Origin of the sequence: Fibrivirga algicola, from assembly GCF_011742925.1 — a bacterium.
GTDB lineage: Bacteria > Bacteroidota > Bacteroidia > Cytophagales > Spirosomataceae > Fibrella > Fibrella algicola.
On the sequence record NZ_WAEL01000005.1, the window covers coordinates 313,245 to 333,416 of the forward strand.

18 protein-coding genes are annotated in these 20,172 nt (G+C 53.4%); 10 read left to right on the forward strand and 8 right to left on the reverse strand.

From position 1 onward, the window contains the following. The first annotated feature begins 57 nt into the window (after window positions 1-57). Window positions 58-993, forward strand: coding sequence for a DMT family transporter (locus F7231_RS27740; protein ID WP_310589329.1), 936 nt, complete (start codon window positions 58-60; stop codon window positions 991-993). 182 nt (window positions 994-1,175) lie between these two features. Beyond that, window positions 1,176-1,466, forward strand: a complete 291-nt coding sequence (locus tag F7231_RS15410) for an ArsR/SmtB family transcription factor (RefSeq protein WP_085411314.1) — start codon at window positions 1,176-1,178, stop codon at window positions 1,464-1,466. A 42-nt stretch (window positions 1,467-1,508) separates the two neighbouring features. On the opposite strand, the gene ruvB is transcribed toward F7231_RS15410, so the two are convergent. Together ruvB and F7231_RS15420 are read right to left on the reverse strand one after the other, a co-directional pair. Then, the gene (gene ruvB, locus F7231_RS15415) at window positions 1,509-2,537 is read right to left on the reverse strand and encodes a Holliday junction branch migration DNA helicase RuvB (RefSeq protein WP_085411313.1); all 1,029 of its coding nucleotides are present in this window, start codon (window positions 2,535-2,537) and stop codon (window positions 1,509-1,511) included. A 232-nt stretch (window positions 2,538-2,769) separates the two neighbouring features. Then, entirely contained in the window at window positions 2,770-3,669 is a 900-nt protein-coding gene (locus F7231_RS15420) for a nucleotidyltransferase family protein (RefSeq protein ID WP_166692534.1), read from the reverse strand. 364 nt (window positions 3,670-4,033) lie between these two features. On the opposite strand from F7231_RS15420, the gene hppD reads away from it, so the two are divergent. Then, on the forward strand, window positions 4,034-5,191 hold the full coding sequence (gene hppD / locus F7231_RS15425; RefSeq protein ID WP_166692535.1) for a 4-hydroxyphenylpyruvate dioxygenase: 1,158 nt from the start codon (window positions 4,034-4,036) through the stop codon (window positions 5,189-5,191). Window positions 5,192-5,302: 111 nt separating this feature from the next. Next, the gene (phhA, locus tag F7231_RS15430; RefSeq protein WP_085411310.1) at window positions 5,303-6,049 is read left to right on the forward strand and encodes a phenylalanine 4-monooxygenase; all 747 of its coding nucleotides are present in this window, start codon (window positions 5,303-5,305) and stop codon (window positions 6,047-6,049) included. Here phhA and F7231_RS15435 read toward each other — a convergent pair. Then, the gene (locus tag F7231_RS15435; protein WP_166692536.1) at window positions 6,035-6,403 is read right to left on the reverse strand and encodes a hypothetical protein; all 369 of its coding nucleotides are present in this window, start codon (window positions 6,401-6,403) and stop codon (window positions 6,035-6,037) included. The two genes, phhA and F7231_RS15435, sit on opposite strands and share 15 nt — an antisense overlap. Window positions 6,404-6,563: 160 nt before the next feature. On the opposite strand from F7231_RS15435, the gene F7231_RS15440 reads away from it, so the two are divergent. Further along, window positions 6,564-7,001 (forward strand): MarR family winged helix-turn-helix transcriptional regulator, encoded by a 438-nt coding sequence (locus tag F7231_RS15440; protein ID WP_085411308.1) that lies wholly within the window; start codon window positions 6,564-6,566, stop codon window positions 6,999-7,001. 71 nt (window positions 7,002-7,072) lie between these two features. Here F7231_RS15440 and F7231_RS15445 read toward each other — a convergent pair whose 3' ends face one another. Together F7231_RS15445 and F7231_RS15450 are read right to left on the reverse strand one after the other, a co-directional pair. Continuing rightward, the gene (locus tag F7231_RS15445; protein WP_166692537.1) at window positions 7,073-8,236 is read right to left on the reverse strand and encodes a hypothetical protein; all 1,164 of its coding nucleotides are present in this window, start codon (window positions 8,234-8,236) and stop codon (window positions 7,073-7,075) included. A gap of 118 nt (window positions 8,237-8,354) precedes the next feature. Continuing rightward, the gene (locus F7231_RS15450; RefSeq protein WP_166692538.1) at window positions 8,355-9,170 is read right to left on the reverse strand and encodes a carboxylesterase family protein; all 816 of its coding nucleotides are present in this window, start codon (window positions 9,168-9,170) and stop codon (window positions 8,355-8,357) included. 71 nt (window positions 9,171-9,241) lie between these two features. Between F7231_RS15450 and F7231_RS15455 the strand changes: the two genes are divergently transcribed. After that, on the forward strand, window positions 9,242-9,961 hold the full coding sequence (locus F7231_RS15455) for a TVP38/TMEM64 family protein (protein ID WP_229369980.1): 720 nt from the start codon (window positions 9,242-9,244) through the stop codon (window positions 9,959-9,961). Window positions 9,962-10,067: 106 nt separating this feature from the next. On the opposite strand, the gene F7231_RS15460 is transcribed toward F7231_RS15455, so the two are convergent. Continuing rightward, window positions 10,068-11,039, reverse strand: a complete 972-nt coding sequence (locus F7231_RS15460) for a zinc-dependent alcohol dehydrogenase family protein (protein WP_166692539.1) — start codon at window positions 11,037-11,039, stop codon at window positions 10,068-10,070. A gap of 171 nt (window positions 11,040-11,210) precedes the next feature. On the opposite strand from F7231_RS15460, the gene F7231_RS15465 reads away from it, so the two are divergent. Next, complete coding sequence (locus tag F7231_RS15465) at window positions 11,211-11,936, forward strand: MIP/aquaporin family protein (protein WP_085411303.1); 726 nt, start codon at window positions 11,211-11,213, stop codon at window positions 11,934-11,936. A gap of 65 nt (window positions 11,937-12,001) precedes the next feature. Further along, entirely contained in the window at window positions 12,002-12,748 is a 747-nt protein-coding gene (locus F7231_RS15470; RefSeq protein ID WP_166692540.1) for an acyl-[acyl-carrier-protein] thioesterase, read from the forward strand. 5 nt (window positions 12,749-12,753) lie between these two features. Here the strand turns inward: F7231_RS15470 and F7231_RS15475 are convergent, their stop codons facing one another. Continuing rightward, on the reverse strand, window positions 12,754-14,883 hold the full coding sequence (locus F7231_RS15475; protein WP_229369982.1) for a ComEA family DNA-binding protein: 2,130 nt from the start codon (window positions 14,881-14,883) through the stop codon (window positions 12,754-12,756). Between the two features lie 295 nt (window positions 14,884-15,178). Here F7231_RS15475 and F7231_RS15480 point away from each other — a divergent pair, with 295 nt between their 5' ends. Both F7231_RS15480 and F7231_RS15485 read left to right on the forward strand, forming a co-directional pair. Next, on the forward strand, window positions 15,179-16,387 hold the full coding sequence (locus F7231_RS15480) for an acetyl-CoA C-acetyltransferase (RefSeq protein WP_085411301.1): 1,209 nt from the start codon (window positions 15,179-15,181) through the stop codon (window positions 16,385-16,387). A gap of 82 nt (window positions 16,388-16,469) precedes the next feature. Further along, complete coding sequence (locus tag F7231_RS15485; RefSeq protein WP_166692541.1) at window positions 16,470-18,617, forward strand: 3-hydroxyacyl-CoA dehydrogenase NAD-binding domain-containing protein; 2,148 nt, start codon at window positions 16,470-16,472, stop codon at window positions 18,615-18,617. 101 nt (window positions 18,618-18,718) lie between these two features. On the opposite strand, the gene F7231_RS15490 is transcribed toward F7231_RS15485, so the two are convergent. After that, window positions 18,719-20,128, reverse strand: a complete 1,410-nt coding sequence (locus tag F7231_RS15490; protein WP_166692542.1) for a tetratricopeptide repeat protein — start codon at window positions 20,126-20,128, stop codon at window positions 18,719-18,721. Window positions 20,129-20,172: the final 44 nt, after the last annotated feature.

The following is a 20,172-nucleotide window of genomic DNA, read 5'->3' on the forward strand; positions in this document are numbered from 1 at the left end:
CACCGATCGGTGATTTGACAGAGCCATTTTTAGTAATACACTTTTTTCAGTATCGCTGTGTCTATTTCTGAGTTAAAAGCTGCTGCGGCTTCTCCGCGAGTGCGGTATTGGATTGGCGCTGTCTGTGTGTTTGTGGCAGCCTTCTGTTTTGCGCTCAAAGGCGTCATGATCAAACTGGCGTATCACTATGGGGTTGATGCGCTGTCGTTGCTGACGCTGCGAATGCTATTCGCACTTCCGTTCTACGCAGGTACGTTGTTCTGGCTGTCGCAACGGTTGCCGCCTGCTCCAATGACGCCGAAGCATTGGGGGTTGGTAGCCATTCTAGGCGTAACAGGCTATTACGCTGCCAGTTATTTTAACTTTCTGGGGCTTGTCTACATTGATGCTAGCCTGGAGCGTATTCTCCTGTTTACGTACCCCACTTTCGTGTTGCTCATGAATGTCTTTCTGCTAAAGAATCGCGTAACGATGCTACAGTGGATGGCACTCGCGCTAACCTATTCAGGAATTATGCTCGCGTTTTTGCCACACTTAACTGGTGGATCGCCACCGAAAGCTGTGTGGCTGGGTACGTTCTGGGTAGTACTTAGTGGATTGGTATACGCTGTATATCTGGTTGGCAGCGATCCTATGATTGCCCGTTTAGGCTCGCAACGGTATACCTGCTACGCGATGCTTGCGGCCACCGTGCCAACCGTTCTGCATCGAGTTCTTATCAAAGGAGGCGATCTGAGTATTTTTCCTACACCTGTCTATATTATTGGTTTTGCCATGGCGTTGCTGAATACGGTCATTCCAACGTTCCTGATTGCTGAGGGAATAAAACGAGTTGGCTCAGGCAACACGTCGATTATTGGCAGTATAGGCCCTGTTTTTACTATTGTTCTTGCTTCTGTCTTATTGAATGAGCATATATCAATATATCAGCTCGTTGGCACTGCATTTGTCCTGGCTGGTGTTCTTCTGATTGGCTGGAAAGGCAGTAAGTGACAACTATCTCGCCAACATATGTGACCATGAGTATATTTATTCGTCAGTAAGAACAAAAGATCATTTCTTCCTTTAAATAAATTGCCCGTCCGGTTGCAATATGAACGTATAGGTAAGTTATGGATGACTGAGTACTTTCACTGTGCGTTCCCCAATCCCCACCAATAAATAACAAATGAACAATGGAAGACGAGAAGAAGATTGAGAAGGCGGCTTATGTACTTAAGGCTGTAGCCCACCCGCTTCGAATCAAGATTATCCTTATGCTCCAAGAGAATAAGGAGATGAACGTATCAACGATTTATAAAAACCTGAATGCTGAGCAGTCGTTGATCTCTCATCATCTGATTAACATGCGTGACAAGGGAATACTTGAGATTAGACGGAGTGGTAAAAATATTTACTATTTTCTGGTCGATACCTCAGTTGCTAATGTCATTGACTGTATTTACCAGAGTAAGATTTTGGTATAATAAAAAAGGCCCGCTAGTAGCGGGCCTTTTTGTTCGGAGGCATCAGCCAAATAATTCACCATTTCGGGTTTGTGGTACTACACCCAGGTGGAAATAGGCTTTTTCGGTTGCTTCACGGCCCCGTGAGGTACGTTTCAGAAAACCTTCCTGAATTAGAAAAGGCTCATAGACTTCCTCGATCGTTTCCGACTCTTCACCGCAGGCGGTAGCAATGGTCGATAAACCCACCGGGCCACCTTTAAACTTCTCGATAATAGTCGACAGGATCCGGTTGTCCATCTCATCAAGGCCGTGCTGGTCAACTTCCAGGGCATTCAGCGCAATCTCGGCAATGTCGACGTTGATAATGCCGTTGCCACGTACCTGGGCAAAGTCACGGGTACGGCGCAGCAGGTTGTTGGCGATACGTGGCGTGCCGCGGCTACGACGGGCGATCTCATAGGCGCCTTTCTCATCAATAGGGGTGGCCAGAATGTGCGACGACCGTTGCACAATGCTCGTCAGTAATTTCGCATCATAATACTCCAGGCGGCTGCTGATGCCAAACCGGGCGCGCAATGGCGCCGTGAGCATGCCTGCACGCGTGGTAGCGCCGATCAGCGTAAACGGATTCAGCTTGATCTGGACCGACCGGGCATTTGGGCCCGAATCGAGCATGATGTCGATCTTGTAATCCTCCATGGCCGAGTATAGGTACTCTTCCACAATAGGGTTGAGCCGGTGTATCTCGTCAATAAAGAGTACGTCGTTTTGCTGTAGGTTGGTCAGCAAACCAGCCAGATCGCTGGGCTTGTCGAGCACCGGGCCCGACGTCATTTTGATATTGGCCCCCAATTCGTTGGCGATGATGTGGGAGAGGGTTGTTTTACCCAAACCCGGCGGGCCATGCAGTAGCACATGGTCGAGGGCATCGCCGCGCATCATGGCCGCTTTTACAAATACTTCGAGGTTTTCGAGCACTTTAGCCTGGCCCGTAAAATCCTCGAACGACAACGGACGAAGGGCGCGTTCGATCTCCTTCTCGGTCGCCGACATGCCTTCGTTTGTGCCGCTTATAATCTCCTTACGCATAGTTCATTAGCAGGTTGTTTGCTGCCGTTGTGATTCTATCAAATTTACTAAAATACGCCCACAAGATCAAGTGATGATGGTACGCTGATTGGCCAGATAGGAGGGAATTTACGCGGATAGCTGGATCCAGGCGAGTCGGTAGATGAGACACCGTAAAGACCTGTCAGGATTCCGAAAATTCACGCAAATCGGTTTAACTCTGTACAATCCGAGTACCCTTAAAAGCGGCTCGCTACGCCCAGAGCTGATCGGGGTAAGCACCGCTATCGTGCAGGCGCTGAAACGACTTTTTCACCGTTGGTTTGTCTTCCGGGTACGTTACTCCAAACCATTCCGACTGGCTACGGAATACCCGGCAGGCTCCTTCGTTGGTCTGAATCAGTTGCATCATTACGGTAGGGATGTAGAACTCCGCTTTCGGAATGTCGAAGTTGGCGCGGGCGTAGGTCTCAAACTGGCTTTGCACGTGGGCAAACACACCGGGCTTGAAGCCCCAGAAGTTCATCGACACTGGTGTTTGCGGATCGAGCGGCGTAAGACCATCCGCTTCTTCGTATACGATAACGTCGTCTTTGCGGTAAATCTTGGTACGCTCTACTACCGAGGTCAGGTTGTCAGCAGCATCGGTGGCACATACGCCCCGCGAAACCGAGCCGAAATCCGACAGGGTGTTCTTTACCTCATAGCCCACCATGGCGTGCAAGCTGTCATTAGTGTCATTTTGCAAGAAATTGCCCATCACCTGGAACGCTTCCCGGCCGTAGAAATCGTCGGCGTTGATAACGGCGAAGGGCGTTTGCGTGTGCTCTTTGGCGCAGAGCATGGCGTGCCCTGTGCCCCAGGGCTTGGTACGCTGCACCGGGCCAAGGTCGTCAGGTACGTAGGAATAGAGAGCCTGAATGGCGAAGTCGACCTCAATTTTATCCGCCAGTTTAGGTAAAAAGATAGCTTCGAAATCGGCACGGAGTTCCTGCCGGATAATGAACACGACCTTGCCGAAACCTGCCCGAATGGCATCGTATAGGGAATAATCGATGATGGTTTCGCCGTTGGGGCCAAACTGATCCAGTTGTTTAATGCCTCCGTAGCGGCTGCCCATGCCGGCCGCGAGAATCAAAAGAGTAGGTTTCATACAGAACGAATCGGTCCGCCTGGAGCGGGGTGAAGGGCGAAAGAGCGGATACACGCTTTCGTCTGGCAAATGTAACTGACAAGCCCATACCGGGTTTTAGCCAAAAGAAAGAATTAGCCTGCCAATAAGGCCTGGATACGTACCTGATAGCTTGCCGTACAGGGTAAGGTGGCCTCATTGGCAGCGATAGTGTCGCCGTTTAAAAATAGTTTATCTGGATTATATACAAAACGACGGGCATTCATGTTATAATTGTGTGCTAAACAAATAATTGTTAAGCTAATTACCTTCATCAACGAACAGGGTTCTGGCAGTTGCCCGGGTTAGCAAGCAACTCAGGCAACTGCCAGAACCCACCAATGCCATGGATAATACACTGCTGCTGGAGCCTGAGGTTGCTCAAATTGGCGAAGCCGCCACCCCGAATGCGGCTACCGACTTTTTGCCGCTCAATGGGACCGATTATGTTGAAATGTACGTTGGTAACGCCCGGCAGTCGGCGCACTTTTTTCAGACTGCCTTTGGTTTTCAGCCGGTTGCGCATGCCGGTTTATCAACGGGGCTACGTGATCGGGAATCATACGTACTTCAGCAGGGGAAAATCAGGCTGGTGCTGACCTCGCCGCTTCACGGCGGCAGCGACATTGGCCGACATATCGACCTGCATGGCGACGGTGTTCGGGTGGTGGCGTTCTGGGTCGACGATGCCCGGCAGGCTTTTCTGGAAACTACCAAACGCGGGGCGAAGCCGTTTATGGAGCCCGTTCGCGATGAAGACGTGCATGGGTACGTGGTGCGTTCGGGCATTCATACCTACGGTGACACGGTGCACCTCTTTGTGGAACGTACCCACTATGCCGGAGCCTTTTTGCCCGGCTACGAAGCCTGGCAGCCCGCCTATCAGCCAGCGCCGGTTGGCCTGAACTACGTAGACCACATGGTGGGCAACGTGGGCTGGAACGAGATGAACGAGTGGGTGGCTTTCTACGCCAACGTGCTTGGATTCAGCCAGCTGGTCTCGTTCGACGATAATGATATTTCGACCGATTACACAGCGCTGATGAGTAAGGTGATGAGTAACGGCAACGGCCGGGTGAAATTCCCGATCAACGAGCCCGCCGAAGGCAAGAAGAAGTCGCAGATCGAGGAATACATTGATTTTTATGGTGGTGCCGGTATTCAGCACATGGCCGTAGCGACCGACAATATTGTGGAAACGGTAACTGCACTGCGCGACCGGGGTGTAGAGTTTCTGCGGGTCCCGGAGGTCTACTACGACGACCTGAAGGAGCGCGTTGGCCAGATCGATGAAGAAATTGACACACTCCGCTCGCTGGGTATTCTGGTCGACCGCGACGAGGAGGGGTACCTGCTCCAGATTTTCACCAAGCCAATTTGCCCACGGCCTACCCTGTTTTTTGAGATCATTCAGCGGAAAGGTGCCCGCTCGTTCGGGAAAGGTAATTTCAAAGCGCTCTTCGAAGCCATCGAACGCGAACAGGAAGTGCGAGGAACGCTTTAACTGGTTGGAGGTTCGGGATTTGTCGTCTGATGTTACGCTGCTAAATCAGACGTTGGTTGATAAGCAACACAACGTCAAATGACAAACCCCGAACCTTAAACTTCCTTCATCATGATTCAGAACTATTCCGCTTACACCCCCGACGATCAGGCCGTTTGGGGAATGTTGTTTCGGCGACAAATGCACCGGTTGCCGGGGCGTGCCTCGCAGGCTTACATGGACGGTATTGTGGCGACGGGGTTCCCTAACGAAGCCATACCTGACTTTGAGCGGGATCTGAATCCGCGTTTGCTGCCGCTTACGGGCTGGCGCGTGGTGGCAGTGCCGGGCTTGATCGGAAACCGGGAATTTTTTGAGTTGATGGCCGACCGCCAGTTTCCTGCCACGACCTGGCTACGTACCCGCGAGCAGCTCGATTACCTACCCGAACCTGACATGTTTCACGACACGTTCGGGCATGTACCTGTACTGACAAACCAGCATTTCTGCGATTTCTTGGCTGCGTTGAGTCGTATTGCCCTCAAGCACGTCGACCATGAAGAGACAATCGACATGATTGCCCGTTTGTATTGGTATACTGTTGAGTTTGGGCTCATTCGCGAGAACGGCCAATTGCGTATTTACGGGGGAGGCATCCTATCGTCGCCGGGCGAAACGATCTATGCATTGGAAAGCGACGTACCCCGCCGCACCAATTACGATGTGGCTACGCTGTTACAAACGCCCTATGTAATTGACCGCTTTCAGCAGCAGTACTTTGTGATCGACTCCTACGAACAGCTCTACGAATCGGTGCCCGAAATAGAACAGCAACTGGAGCGGCTACTGCTGGTGACTGGCGAATCACCGGCGGCGTAAGGCGCTTAGCTGGATCGTGGGCAAGTCGTAAGCAGGCACCGGAACGTCGTTTGGGGCGGGCTGATAAACGGTCTGCCGATTTGCCGAGGTCGTGCCGCTAAAAACGACCGGCAGTTCGGAAACGGCGCTGTTCTGGGTTAGGAAATAGCTTTTTAGGCTATCGGCATAATTAGTCACCAGGTATTTTTTAGCAGGATCGTCACCGTCTGGCTGAAGAATGAACTGGTAGGAGCCCCGCGTTGCCACACTAATTTTAACAATCCCCCCTTGTTGTGTATATGTTTGAGTAGCAACTGGTTCTGGTTGGCAACCGGCTACAAACACGAGCAGTACGCACAGATGAATCGGTTTCATGACAACGACTTTTTAGGTAGACTCAATCGAACCAAGGATGGTTGTAACTACACGTAAAAAGCCTGGGTTAAATTGTGTTGTTTGTGTAAACGTTTGTAAAACGGAATAATAGTTTGTTTTTTTGCGGATATACGGAATACTATTTCGTTGTTACAGACCTATGACTCACCCATCCGATCAGCGGGCCTATTTCTTTAAAATCGATACCACGATCAAGCGAATTCGATATGCGCTCCAGAAGCGCTTTACCGAAGCGGGGTACGACCTTACCGTCGACCAGTGGGTATTGATTGACCACCTGCACCGCAACCCCGGAATCAGTCAGAATCAGTTGGGGGAACTAACCACGAAAGATGCTCCTACCGTAACGCGTATCATTGATATATTAACAAAGAAAAGCCTGGCTGAGCGCCGATCTGCCGACGCTGACCGCCGCAAATTCCTGATTTCGTTAACGCCATCCGGCGAACAATTATACGACGAACTCTTGCCCCTCGTGATCGATATCCGGCGGCAGGGCTGGGGTCAACTCAGTGATGAAGACTACCAGCATTTCACGCGTATTATGGATTCGATCTACCAGAACTTCAGCGCATAAAACCGATATACCAATCAAAAAAGGCCATTCCTGCGCGGGATGGCCTTTTTTGATTGGTATGCGCCTACGTATTAATAAGCCGTGCGGTCACGCACCGACTGGGGATCGTTATAGGGTAGATCCAGCCCTTCGGTTGATTTTGAGTCGCTCCGGTCGCCATCCGATCCAACCATTTCCTGCGCCTTAGTCAACGATTCGTCGGCAGCCTGGCGGGGGTTGGTCATCATCTCTTCAGCTTCTTCAGGCCGCTCGCCTGGTTTATAAGATGATGGTTCGTTTCCATCAACCAGATAAGGTCGGTCAGATGAACCCGTATCGGGTGTGCTTTCCATGCCTTCTGCATCATCAATTCCAGTCGACATGTTTACGTACTGGGTACCCGGAACAGCCTGACCAGGTTCGACTTGGTCGGGTGTTTGCTCTACATGGTTCTGGTCAATAGATACCGACGACGTGCGTGTAGCAAAACCGCCGTAGCCGTAATGACCGAGGCCGGGCGGCGTTAGGCTTGGGTATTTCGACGTACCTGCCTGGTTGCTGGCCGCATAACGGGCGTTTATCTCGTGCGACCGCTCTGGCTCACTGGGATCCGTAATTTCAGGCCGATCGGGCGACGGTGAACCGGGCAGATCGGGAATTTCGGGGCCTGGTGACGGTGGTGTTGGCGGCGTTTCAGGGCCACCGGGCACCGGGTTGTTTGGGTCAGGCGTACTCGGCGTCATCGGAATCATATCACCCATGATGGTCATCGAATACGTGTTAGTCTGGTCAGCTCCGTTTGGCTGAATGCGGCTCATGGGTGCACCGTCATTAGCTGCTGCCGTAGTTGCTGGCTCGTCGGGGCCGCCACCCTGCTGTTCGCTGAGCGTATACGCAGAGTCGTCGTCGATCATACCCGGGCCATTGTCTTCCACTACATACGTACCTGTGGTCTCGTCAGCGTCGTTACGCGAGTCGGGCTTTACATCCTCAGCACCGCGCAGGGAAGCGTCTGAATTCTCGTACGTTTTCTCCGTATATCCCTGAATGCTCCGCTCTTCGTCGCTGCTGTAGCGATTGCGAAGCTGTTCATCCATTACGTCGTCGTCGGTATCGCCCATTGGCGTTAGTTTACCGTCGACCAGTTTTACCATATTCGTTTCGGCCTGATCGGCGCCGAACATCGTTTCGGCGTTTTCGTTTGAGACCAGGTTGGCTTGTTGTGAGCCATCGGAAGATGCTGAAGAGGCAGCCATAGTGTCGGTTTCGTTGAGTGTTTACTTACTCTCTAAAACAAGGCTTACCCCGAAAGGTTTATAGCGCTTATTGAAGGGGTCAGTAGAGTTTTGCCCAATCCTTCATGCCCCTGCCTTTTCACTTCCGTTTTTGATCGAACAGCCAGGGGAGCAGTCTGGAGTCGGCAAAAGCTTCACGCCATGCAGTATGACCGGCGTTTTCGTATTCCGTGTATTGAGGGTCGGCCCCAAGCGTTTTAAGGCGGTTATGGATGGCCTGCGAAAGCCCAACGGGAACGGTAGCGTCGTCCTGGCTATGAAACAGCCAGACCGGCACCTTGCGGGCATATTTGTTGCAGGCCGTTGTGTCGCCACCGCTACAGATAGGCACTGCCGCCGCAAATAGGCCGGGCCGCGTAGCCAGTGCTTCCAGCGCACCGAAGCCACCCATGGATAAGCCAACGATGTACACCCGATTTTTGTCGATATGGTGGTCTGCAACTAAGCGGTCAATCAGCGCGAGAGTTGCCAGCAGGGGTGTGCTGGCCCGTTTCTCATATTTCCCCATCTGAATCTCTTCGCCGGGGTTTTTCAGATAGCCAAATGTTGTCCAGTTATCGGGCCTGGCGCATTGCGGAAAAACTACGTACGCCTGAAACCGTAGCCGATTGTCGAGGTTAGCAAACACGTCGCCGCCATAGATCAGCTGGCGCTGGTTGTCATCGCCTTTTTCGCCCGCCCCGTGCAGCACTACCACCAGGGGATAGCTTAGTGTAGGGGCCTTGTCGAGCGGTTCCAGCAGCCGGTAGGGCAGGGCGTAGTCGCGACGGAAGACGAAACTCTTTTTCTGATAAAGCGTACTGTCGGCAATTGAGAAACGCGGGGCTATCTGGCCCGTAGCAGAGAAGGTAAGCCCGCCAAGCAGACAGAGCAGGTACGTAAAAAATCGGATCATGCCGCAAGCTACACGACGAAACAAAATCTTACTCGTCCCGGTGTTCTCCAGGCTCTGATTTTAGCATTGCAATGAACAGTTCTGCAAAGGCGACAGTTGCCCGTATGTCCATGACCACCAAAATTCGCCAAATTCTGACTGGCCCGGCGTTGCTGGGTCTTGTGCTCTCGGCCCTCCCGTTGCTGATGAGCTCGTACATTACGTACTATGCCGTCACCCACGAGGCTCAAATTGCGCTCTTCTCCACCACCGATTGGGTGCTGGTTACGATTGTGTGCAGTTTAGCCTGCGCGTTCGCCCTGATGCTGCCCACGCCGCTGGCGCTGATATTCGGCTATTTTCTGAGTTGGAAAGCGGTAGCACCGCTGTTCATTATCAACATGGCGGCCATTGTCCTGGTCAATCTAGTGGTGCAGCGCCTCGACAAAGACCGCGTTCGCCGGATGATCGAGCAAAATCCAAAGGCGTCCCGTATTCTGCACCGTATTCGGGAGCGGGAGTTACAGTTCATTTTCTTCGCCAAACTGTCGCCTGCCTTGCCTTTTTCGCTAACCAATATGGTGTTTTCGCTGTCGGGAGCCAGTATGCGAAATATTTTGCTGGGCGGCTTCCTGGGCATGGTCCCCCGCACGCTGCTGGCGATCTGGTCAGGTGCTGAAGCGCACCACATCCGTACCCTGCTCGATAACCCAAATGAAGGGAGTAATACCCAGATCATCATAATTGGCTTACTCGTTGTCTCAATGGTCGGCCTGATTTCAGTGGTTAGCAAAGCAATGGCGAAGCAATAACTGGTTTGACGTTTGATGTTGCTTCGCTAACTAACTAGTTTCATGGATTTGCGAAGCAACATCAAACCGCGGTGGCGGACCGTCTCAAACGATACCGTCAAACTACCTAAGGCTTTACCAAAACCTTACCCCAGCGACCGGGGGCGTCGGCGTGTTCAACGGCCTTGGTGATTTCGTCGAGGGAATAGGTAGCTTCGACCGGCATGTTGATCTGGCCCGAGGCGAGCATACCAATTACTTCGCCCGCTACCCGCTGCCGGGTTTGGGCATCAACGCGGCGCATCCAGTCGGTGAGCCAGAAGCCCCGCACTGTCAGTTCACGAAAGATCATCAGACCCGCGTTAAAAGTGGGGTCTTGCAGGCTCAAGAGGCCATAGATTAGCATGGTGCCGCCTTTACCGAGGCACTTCAGAGCTTCAGACGCTGTATGTCCACCCACCGCATCAAGCACGCAAGCAACACCCTGTCCATCGGTGATCTGCTTCACGCGGACGGCCATGTTGTCTGTTTCGGTGTTGATGATCTCCGTCAGGCCCAGTGCCGTTAGTTCGTCGTTCAGGTCGTTGCGGCGAACGGTACCGATGGTTTTGATCCCGCGCATCTGGCAAAGCTGAATAGCCATTTTGCCAAATGCAGAGGCGCAGGCCGTTATCATCAGCCAGCCGCCAGCCGGAACCCCCGATTCTTCGACCATGGCGAAGGCCGTAAACGGATTGACGAATAATTGCGCGGCTACTTCGTCGGTCATTTCGTCGGGAACGGGAATCAAGGCTTTATGATGTGCGATTGCGTACTCAGACCAGGCACCCACGCCCGTAAAGCTCACCCGCTGACCGGGTTGCAACGACACCCCTTCGCCTACGGCATCAATTACGCCCATGCCCTCAAAACCGGCTGCTGAAGGCAACTGAGGCCGAATGCCGTACAGATTTTGTACGAACATAATGTCCGACGGATTAATTGGACTTACCCCAACGCGGATACGTACCTCGCTTGGTCCGGGCTCGGGCAAGTCTTTTTCAATTGCTTTAAGTATGTCGGCGGGTTTGCCGGTCTGGTCAAACTGGATGGTCTTCATGTTGTGCTATTTAGTAGTAAGGGGCTACGCTATACGGGCCTGACAGAAAAAACCAGTAGCCGTGCCTGGCTGTTCGTCTTTGCTCTGAAAAGAAATTGACGCGTATATTGGCTCGAAATTGCCCTAATTTATCTCCAATAGAGACTATTTCTGCTCCCGAACTACCCTTCTATGCAAACATCTCCGTTTCTTGGCGAACTCATTGGTACCCTGGTGCTCATATTGCTAGGCAATGGCGTAGTGGCCAACGTTGTGCTGAAACAGACAAAAGGAGCCAACAGCGGCTGGATTGTCATTACAACGGGCTGGGCATTTGCCGTAACTATGGGCGTATTTGTTGCCAAGTCGTTTGGCAGCCTCGACGCGCACCTGAACCCAGCCGTAACGGTAGCGTTTGCCGTAGCCACCAACGACTATAGCCACATGGTCCCTTACATATCGGCACAAATGCTGGGGGCTTTTCTGGGTGCAGTGCTGGTTTGGCTGTTTTACCTGCCCCACTGGCGCGTTACCCCTGACCCGTTCGACAAACTGGCCGTTTTCAGCACCGGACCCGCTATTCGGCAACCGATGTCGAACCTGCTGAGCGAACTAATCAGCACGCTGGTGCTCATTTTGGGGCTGGCGGGTATTTCGTCGAAGGCGCTGGGCGTGCTGGCAATCGGCGTGGGGCCTTATCTGGTTGGCGTATTGGTCTGGAGCATCGGCTTGTCGCTGGGCGGCACTACCGGCTACGCTATGAGCCCCGCCCGTGACCTGAGTCCGCGCATCGCCCACGCGCTGCTGCCTATTCCGGGTAAAGGAACCTCTGACTGGGGCTATGCCTGGGTTCCGGTAGTTGGACCGCTTGTTGGAGCGGCGCTGGGCGGCGTTCTTATTCGGCTTTTTGCGCTGTAAAAACGGACTCAATACTGTTATGGCCAGTGGCCATAAGGGCGGCAGCAAAAGCGTACATTTGTTCTATGGCTTTTACCCAGACGGACAACTACACCTTACATAGCTACGAATGCGACGCCACCGGGCGCATCAGCATACCCGCGCTGATGAACCTCATGCAGGAATCGGCCAACCGCAACGCCGACGACTATGGTATCGGAAGTAGCACGCTGCAGGCGCAGGGACTCGGCTGGATGCTCATGCGCTTTGGCCTGACTATGCACCAGTATCCACGTAGTGGGCAGGTCATCCGGATAATAACGTATCCAACCTTCGTTGAAAAATTCTTCGTTTACCGCGATTTTCGGGTCCTGTCCGACGATGATACGCTGCTGGCTTCGGCCAGTAGCACCTGGCTGGTTTTCGATACGGCCAAGCGCGGTATTATTCCGGTGCCCGGCTTTATCCGCTCGCTATCGCCCCCCGATATTGCCGACGTGTCGGATAAACTACCTTTAAAACCCGCCTACCAGACGCTCGATTTCTCAGAGACGCCAACTAATCAGGTTACGGTTGGCTGGTTTGATATCGACGCAAATCAGCACGTAAACAACGTAGTTTACATTCGCTGGCTGCTCGAACAACTCCCCGATACCATTCTCCAAACGCAGGAAATAGCCGAGCTGGATGTGGTTTATAAAACTGAAACCCACTGGCGCGAGCAGATTGATGTACAAAATCAGTCGACGGAGTCAGGTACGTTTGTGCACCGCCTGACCCACGCCGAAACGGGTAAAGAAGTATTGCTGGCGAAGACCGTCTGGCGGGAGTAAACTACTTAAAACCGCCAACGTACCTGAATTTTTATGTCGGTCTTATGTGGAGCTGCAATCAGGTCGAGGTCAGACCCAACGTCGGGTTGATTGCTGACGTTGGTCCGGGCGTAGCGAAACCAGATATCAAGGTGCTTGCTGCACTGGTAGCGGGCCAGCAGGTAATGCCGAAGTCCCCGATCGAAGTAAGCCGGAAACGAAAATGCGTAGAGCACATCCCGTTCATAGGCGTACTGTCGGCTATCATAATCATCGGTGCCGAACAGGGCTACACGGCCACTCAGGCTAAACCGGCCGCGTTCGTAGGTAGCGTCCTGCATAATGGCGAAGCCTACCGAGCTTGTCGTCGATGAGGCGTACCCGAACGTACATGCCTGTAGGCGCGAGCGCATGGTCAGGCCCGGCGCAACCGTGTAGTCGGCGGTGAGGGCAAGGCTGCGGCGTGTAGTGCCAACTACTTCTTTGGGTGTTGTTTTGCTGCCGGGCTTATTTTTCTCCTTGTGCTCATCGTGGAAAATCAGAGCGAACCGTGTTTGCCGGTCGGGACTATAGGTGGCCGTAAGCAGGTAATCGCCCCCACCCGACGGGGCATCGACAAGGTATTTCCACCACGGAAACCGAAACCAGTCGACGAATCCGCTGAGGGTTAGTTTGCGGTATACACTATACTTTACCCCACCGTAAAGGCCTGTTTCGTTTATTGCCCGACTTGCTTCGCTGAATGCATTGGCATAAAAACTATGGAAGTTTTGGTCGTAATGACGGGCCAGCACCGACACGTCGAGGCGGCGGTTTACGCTCATCAGCGCGCCCGCTACCGCCCCAATACCGCCGCTGTTGGTGAGTGAGCCACTACTATGAGCTACTTCGCCAAACAGGTTCATGTTGCGCCAAACGTACCCAACATGCAGGCCCACCACCAGATTTTGCTTCCCTACAAATTCATACTTGTTATAGGCCAGATCGCGTTTTTGCAGTTTGGTGTCGAAACTGGTTTGCAGCACCGTCAGCCCGGCCTGAAACTGGGGTGTGTGGTAATGCAGATGGCCACCCAGGTTCGTTTCGACTACGGCCCGCAAGTCGAGTATGTCGCTGCTGGTCTGGTGCAGTCCCGAGGTGTTGAATGAGGTGACCACATTATCGTCGAGGGGCGTTTTACCCGCCGCTATATTGGCATCCCGCCGGTTTCGGGCGGCAAACAGGGTTACGTCCAGCGTTGGGCTAAGTCCATAAGTAGCCGAAAGTCCACGAAAATAACCGTATTCAGTCAGCGACGTGTAGGGCCGTGCCCCCAACGTTGGTCGCCTCACGGTCAGGATTGTCTCGGCGTTCTTGCCAAGCGAAAAACCGGCTGAGAGAATAAGTCCCTGTCCAATTTGCTGTTGGAAATCGCCGATAATCACGTTCCGCCAGCGACCCCGGTTCTTGATCTGAGCGTGAAACGATAGGTAATCTGCCCCATACTGCCGTGTTGCCGGATTCCAGCGAAACGCTTCGCCAGAGTCTTGCTCCAGTGTTATGCCAACGCTATAAAAGCCCGGCCGGCTGTTTCGGTAGCGCAGATACCACTGGCCGGGGCTGCCCTGATACCGAAGTGGGTACGTGCCGTTCTTATTTTGAGGGGCCATGGTGAAGCCTTTCTGCTCTTCCAGAACCCGCTCGTATCGGGCAATCAGGTAATGGTCGGTGGGGGCAGGTAGGTCGGCGGTAAGTACGGTCGTGCGGATGGTCACGAAGGGCCGTAACCGTTGAATGGTCGGCACATCGAAGTCGGGAACGGCCTGTAACTCGGCTACTGCCAGCAGGTCGCCCGTTGTGGTACGATACGCTAAGAAGCTGCTGATCTGACGTTCGGTAAGCAATAAAGTAGCCGCCAGTTCATCGCGCGAAGCCCGGTTCAGGTCCAGTGGACTATTAACTAACTGCGCCAGGTTATCGAAAACGGCCTGGTAATCGATGCCCTCGGTTTGTACGGGAAACAGATCCTGAAGCAAACGGTTAAGTGCTTCATCAGACCGCCCGCCCGGTAACGTACCCGACGAAGCTGGTGGTAGCGAAGAGGATGGCGACTGCGCCAAAGCCACCGGAGCGGCGAGCCAGCTTGCAAACAAAAATAGGTAGATACGAAAACTCAACGTGGATCGGGTTCGGTGGGAATCGGTACGTAACCGGCTGACAGACAATAGGGAGCTGGTTAGGAACAGGCGCCTGTTCGTTTTACTGAAAAAGCGAGCCGTAGCGTCTCGTTCAGACGAAGTGCGTTGGATTTAGTAACAACCTGCTTGTGTTACCTTTTTTCCCGGTATTGCACAATTCAAGATTGTCTGCGCTACATTTGTAAAACCGTATGCATGCATACTAATTTTAGGTTTGACAGTTGAGGTAGCCCACGCAAAGCAACATCAAACCACAAACGCGAAACTCAAATTTATGGCCAACGCCTTCATCTATGATGCCGTCAGAACCCCACGTGGGCGCGGCAAAAGCGACGGATCGCTGCATGATATTCAGCCCATTTCGCTGCTAACCAGCGTACTGCGCAACATTCGTGATCGGAATAACCTGGATACAAAACTGGTCGATGACGTAATCATGGGCTGCGTAACGCCGATGGGCGAGCAGGGGGCCGACATCGCCCGGACAGCCGTACTCGAAGCAGGCTATGCCGAATCGGTGGCGGGGGTTCAGTTGAACCGGTTCTGCTCGTCGGGGCTGGAAGCCATCAATCAGGCGGCGGCTTATGTCATGTCGGGGCAGGTCGATGCGGTCATTGCGGGTGGCGTTGAGTCCATGTCGCGTGTGCCGATGGGGTCCGATGGCGGCGCTATCTTCATGAATCCGCAGATCGTGGCGCAGCATAACATCGTGCCGCAGGGCATTTCGGCCGATCTGATCGCTACCCGGCAGGGATACAGCCGGGCTGATGTCGATACGTTTGCGGCTGAATCGTACCGCCGGGCTGAAGTAGCCCAACGCGAAAATCGGTTCCAGAAAACACTGGTGCCCTATACAGACGAGATTGGCATTACGGTACTCGACCGCGATGAAGGGGTACGTCCCGGTACAACGGTTGAGAGTCTGAGCAAACTGAAACCCGCCTTCGAGATGATGGGCCAGATGGGCCTTGATGCATTGGCCCTGTTGAAATACGCTGACCTGAACCAAATCAACCACGTGCACCACGCGGGTAACTCATCGCAGATCGTCGACGGCGCAGCGGGTGTGCTGGTAGGTAGTGAAGCCTTCGGGCAGGCGGCTGGCCTGAAACCTCGTGCCCGGATCGTGGCCTTTGCCATTGTTGGCTCAGAGCCGACCATCATGCTGACAGGTCCGGTGCCGGCTACGCACAAAGTATTGAAGAAAGCCGGAATGAGCATTACGGATATCGACTTGTTCGAGGTGAACGAAGCCTTCGCCGCCGTGCCGATGTTGTTTATGGATGAGTTCGGCGTCGATCACAGCCAAGTCAATATCAGCGGTGGTGCTATCGCGCTGGGTCATCCGCTAGGTGCCACTGGAGCCATCATCTCGGCCACCTTACTCGATGAGCTGGAACGTACCGGAAAGCAGTTTGGCCTCTCAACCCTCTGTATTGGCGGTGGCATGGGCATCGCTACCATTTTCGAACGGATCAACTAATTCAGGACATCAGACTTTGGACGTTAAATGGTGACTCCTACGGGCAGTCCACCATCTGGCGTCCGGCATCCCATATAGAACCATGGTTAACTACACCGTAGAGCAAAACGTCGCCGTCATTCGCTGGAATATGACCAGCAGTCCGATGAACGTGCTCAACGACGAGTCGATCCCTCAGTTTGAGGAAGCGCTCAATAAAGCCTATGCCGATGAGTCGGTGAAGGGTATCATCATAACGTCGGATAAACCGGAGTTTGTGGCCGGTGCCGATCTGAAAATGATTCTTCGGAATAACGATCAGCCACCTGCCGAGATGTTGAAAGTGTCGGTAGAATTGAACCGTATTTTCCGGCGGATGGAAACCAACGGCAAGCCTATCGTAGCGGCTATTAACGGAACGGCGCTGGGCGGTGGCTATGAAATCTGCCTTGCCTGTCATCACCGCCTTGCGTTGAGTAATCCTAAAACGGTAATTGGTCTGGTCGAGGTTACGATTGGTCTGCTGCCGGGTGGCGGCGGTACGCAACGCCTGCCGCGTATGATCGGTATGCAGGCCGCGTTGCCGCTGCTGCTGGAAGGTAAAAAACTGAACGTACCTGACGCCCTGAAAAACGGCCTGATCGACGACGTTGCCGAAACACCCACCACGCTGATGGACAAGGCACGTACCTGGATTCTAGCCAATCCGCAGCCGATCAAGCCGTGGGATCAGATCGATAAGAAGACGGGCAAGATCGTGGCGCGTGATGCCTTCAAAGTGCCGGGTGGCAACGTTCAGAGCCCCGTTGGTGCGCAGACTTTTGCGGCGGGCACAGCCATGCTGATGGACAAAACCAAAGGCAATTACCCCGCACCGCTGGCCATTATGTCGTGCGTATACGAAGGCTTGCAGGTGAACATCGACCGGGCGCTGGTGATTGAGGCGCGCTATTTCGTGAAGGTAGCGACTTCTAAAGTGGCCAAGAATCTGATCGGGACGATGTTCCTGGGCATGAACGAAGCCAACAAAGGAGCCAGCCGTCCTAAAGATCAGCCAAAAACCGACGTGAAGAAAGTTGGTATTCTGGGTGCGGGCATGATGGGTGGGGGCATTGCCTACGTGTCTGCCGTGGCCGGAATCGAGGTCGTGCTGAAAGATGTATCCATTGAGGGAGCCGAAAAAGGAAAAGATTACACGCGGAACCTGCTCAAAAAAGGCGTTGAGCGCGGTAAGGTCGACCCAACAACGGTTGATACAACGTTGGGCCGGATAAAAGCGACAGCCGACTACGCTGATATGCAGGGCTGTGACCTGATTATCGAAGCTGTCTTTGAAAACCGTGGGCTGAAAGCCACCGTCACGAAAGAAGCTGAACCGATGCTGGCCCCAAACGGTGTCTTTGGCTCGAATACCTCAACCTTACCGATTACGGGCCTGGCCGAAGCCTCGGCGAATCCCGCGAATTTCATTGGTATTCACTTCTTCTCGCCTGTCGACAAGATGATGCTGGTTGAAGTCATTGTAGGCAAGCAAACCTCCGATTACGCGCTGGCCGTGGCGATGGATTATACCCGCAAGATTCGGAAAACACCCATTGTGGTTAATGACAATCGTGGCTTTTATACCTCGCGCTGTTTTGGCACCTATACGGCCGAAGGCATGGAATTGCTGCGCGATGGCGTAAACCCGATCCTGATCGAGAACGCGGGAAAAGATGCGGGCATGCCCGTTGGCCCGCTGGCGGTGACTGATGAGGTAGCCCTCGATTTAGTCTACAAAATTTCTGGCCAGAGTATCAACGATGGCGTGCTGAACGAATCGGACACCAGCTACCAGGTGGCAAAACAGTTTGTTGATCTGGGCCGGGTGGGCAAGAAAGCCAAGGCGGGTTTCTACGACTACCCGGAAGGTGCCCCCAAGCAGCTATGGGCCGGCCTGGCCGAGTTATTTCCTGTTGCTGATCAACAGCCCAGCCTGGACGAAGTGAAAACACGGCTGCTCTACCGGCAGGCGATCGAAGCCGTCCGTTGCTTCGAGGAAGGCGTCGTTCGTACCAAACTCGATGGCGACCTTGGTTCTATTCTGGCTTGGGGCTTCCCCGCTTATACCGGTGGCGCGCTCTCGTTCGTCGATTTTGTTGGGATAAGTACGTTCGTTGACACCTGCGATCGGCTGGCTGATCAATACGGCGAGCGATTCCGACCTACTGCCAAGCTCCGCGAGCGAGCAGGTCAGGCTTCTTTGGTATAAACTTTACCTGTTTTTTGATCAGGAACAACCGAATTTTTGGTTACTCCTGATCAAAAAACGCGGATTATAAAGCTGCTGGCAGGTACGTTGACCATCGCTACTTACTTCGCCTGACTTGTCAGCGTTCGCTGGTAGTTGCGGTTTACATCTTCAACAAACTTCCCCGTCACCCAGCCAATGTCTGAATCACGGATGAAGACAAGGCGTTTAGGAATCGTTTTGTTGTCGTAAGCACGCGTAATGGCTTCGAGCCAGAGTGCACCGGCAATGAGTTGCTTCTCGTTAAACTGGTTCTGCACATTAGCCAGGTCCTTCTCCGCCTTCCGGCGAATGGCAACATCCTTCAAGTCGGTCATGTCGGGGTGCAGCAACGCCTGGTAGTCGGTCAGGGCCAGCCGTTTAAATCGCTCAATATCCGAATCGGTGAGCGGAATAGCCGTTAATCCCGCTTTCTCGGGATGCAGGCACGTGACCATGGCCCAGGCAATGCCCCCGCCAAATCCAACGGTTCGGCGTTCCTGTAAGTTGGCCAGTTCCCGCCTCGAGGCTACCAACGCCGTATCGGCAATCGCTTTAACCACGCGTTGGGCGGCCAAACGATACTGGCTAATCGACATTGACTGGTCTTTATCGATCAGGGCGGTTAGCGACTTGGTGCCGAACGGAAAGCTAACGGCATGAAAACTTCGCTTGTCGTCGTAGTAGCCTCCCTTCGTATTACCGCTGCCAATGTCCATGCAGGAGGTCGAGGTCCACATTTTGCGCGGAATAGCGCCAACCGTATATAACTCCGCCTCGCGCGCTGCCGTAAGAGTTGTATCACACTGAACACCTTTCGGGAGTTCAGTGGTCAGCAGCGTATATAATTCCCTGCGTAAGGCTGGTTTCTTGCCCAGTCCATCGTTGATACCACTGCTAAACGCGACGTAAATGCGTTCTGCGGGAATGTTATACCGCCGAATCGAGTCGGCATAGGCGCGCATGATAGCCTGCCCGGCTTTGAACGACTGAGGCGTTCCGGAAATCAGCGTAACATTCGGCGAATCAGGTTTCGACCGGATCGACTTGGTATAAAAGCCATCTTCAAGCCTCGTGCTGAAAATTGCCAGTTTAATACCCGACGAACCAATGTCGATACCTGCGTACACTTTTTTGTCCGTCAGTCCGTCGATGAGTTCGTTCATCGCCGTTTCGCTAGCCGTGTATTTAAGCGCTTTGTAGAGCAGTTGCGCCTTCAGAAACGAGCGTATAGCGTCGGCCGTTTTTTCCTGATCAACATAGGCGAGTCCCAGATTCTCGTGAGCTACCGCCTCCCAGTACAGGTCTTTCCCCTGCACAACCGGCAATGCCCGAAGCAACAGGTCGACGGCCTGCTGGGGCTTATCGACCGCCCGGAGGGTATTACCCAGCTTAATGTATTGTATGGCCGCAGTGGGGGTTGGAGCTGGTTGCGCCCAGCATGAGAACGCCAGGCTGCCGAGAAGCAGCAACAGGCAAAGAGGGGTTTTCATAACGTCGTATAAAGTCAGGCGCAATATACAAGGCCGGCCACTTT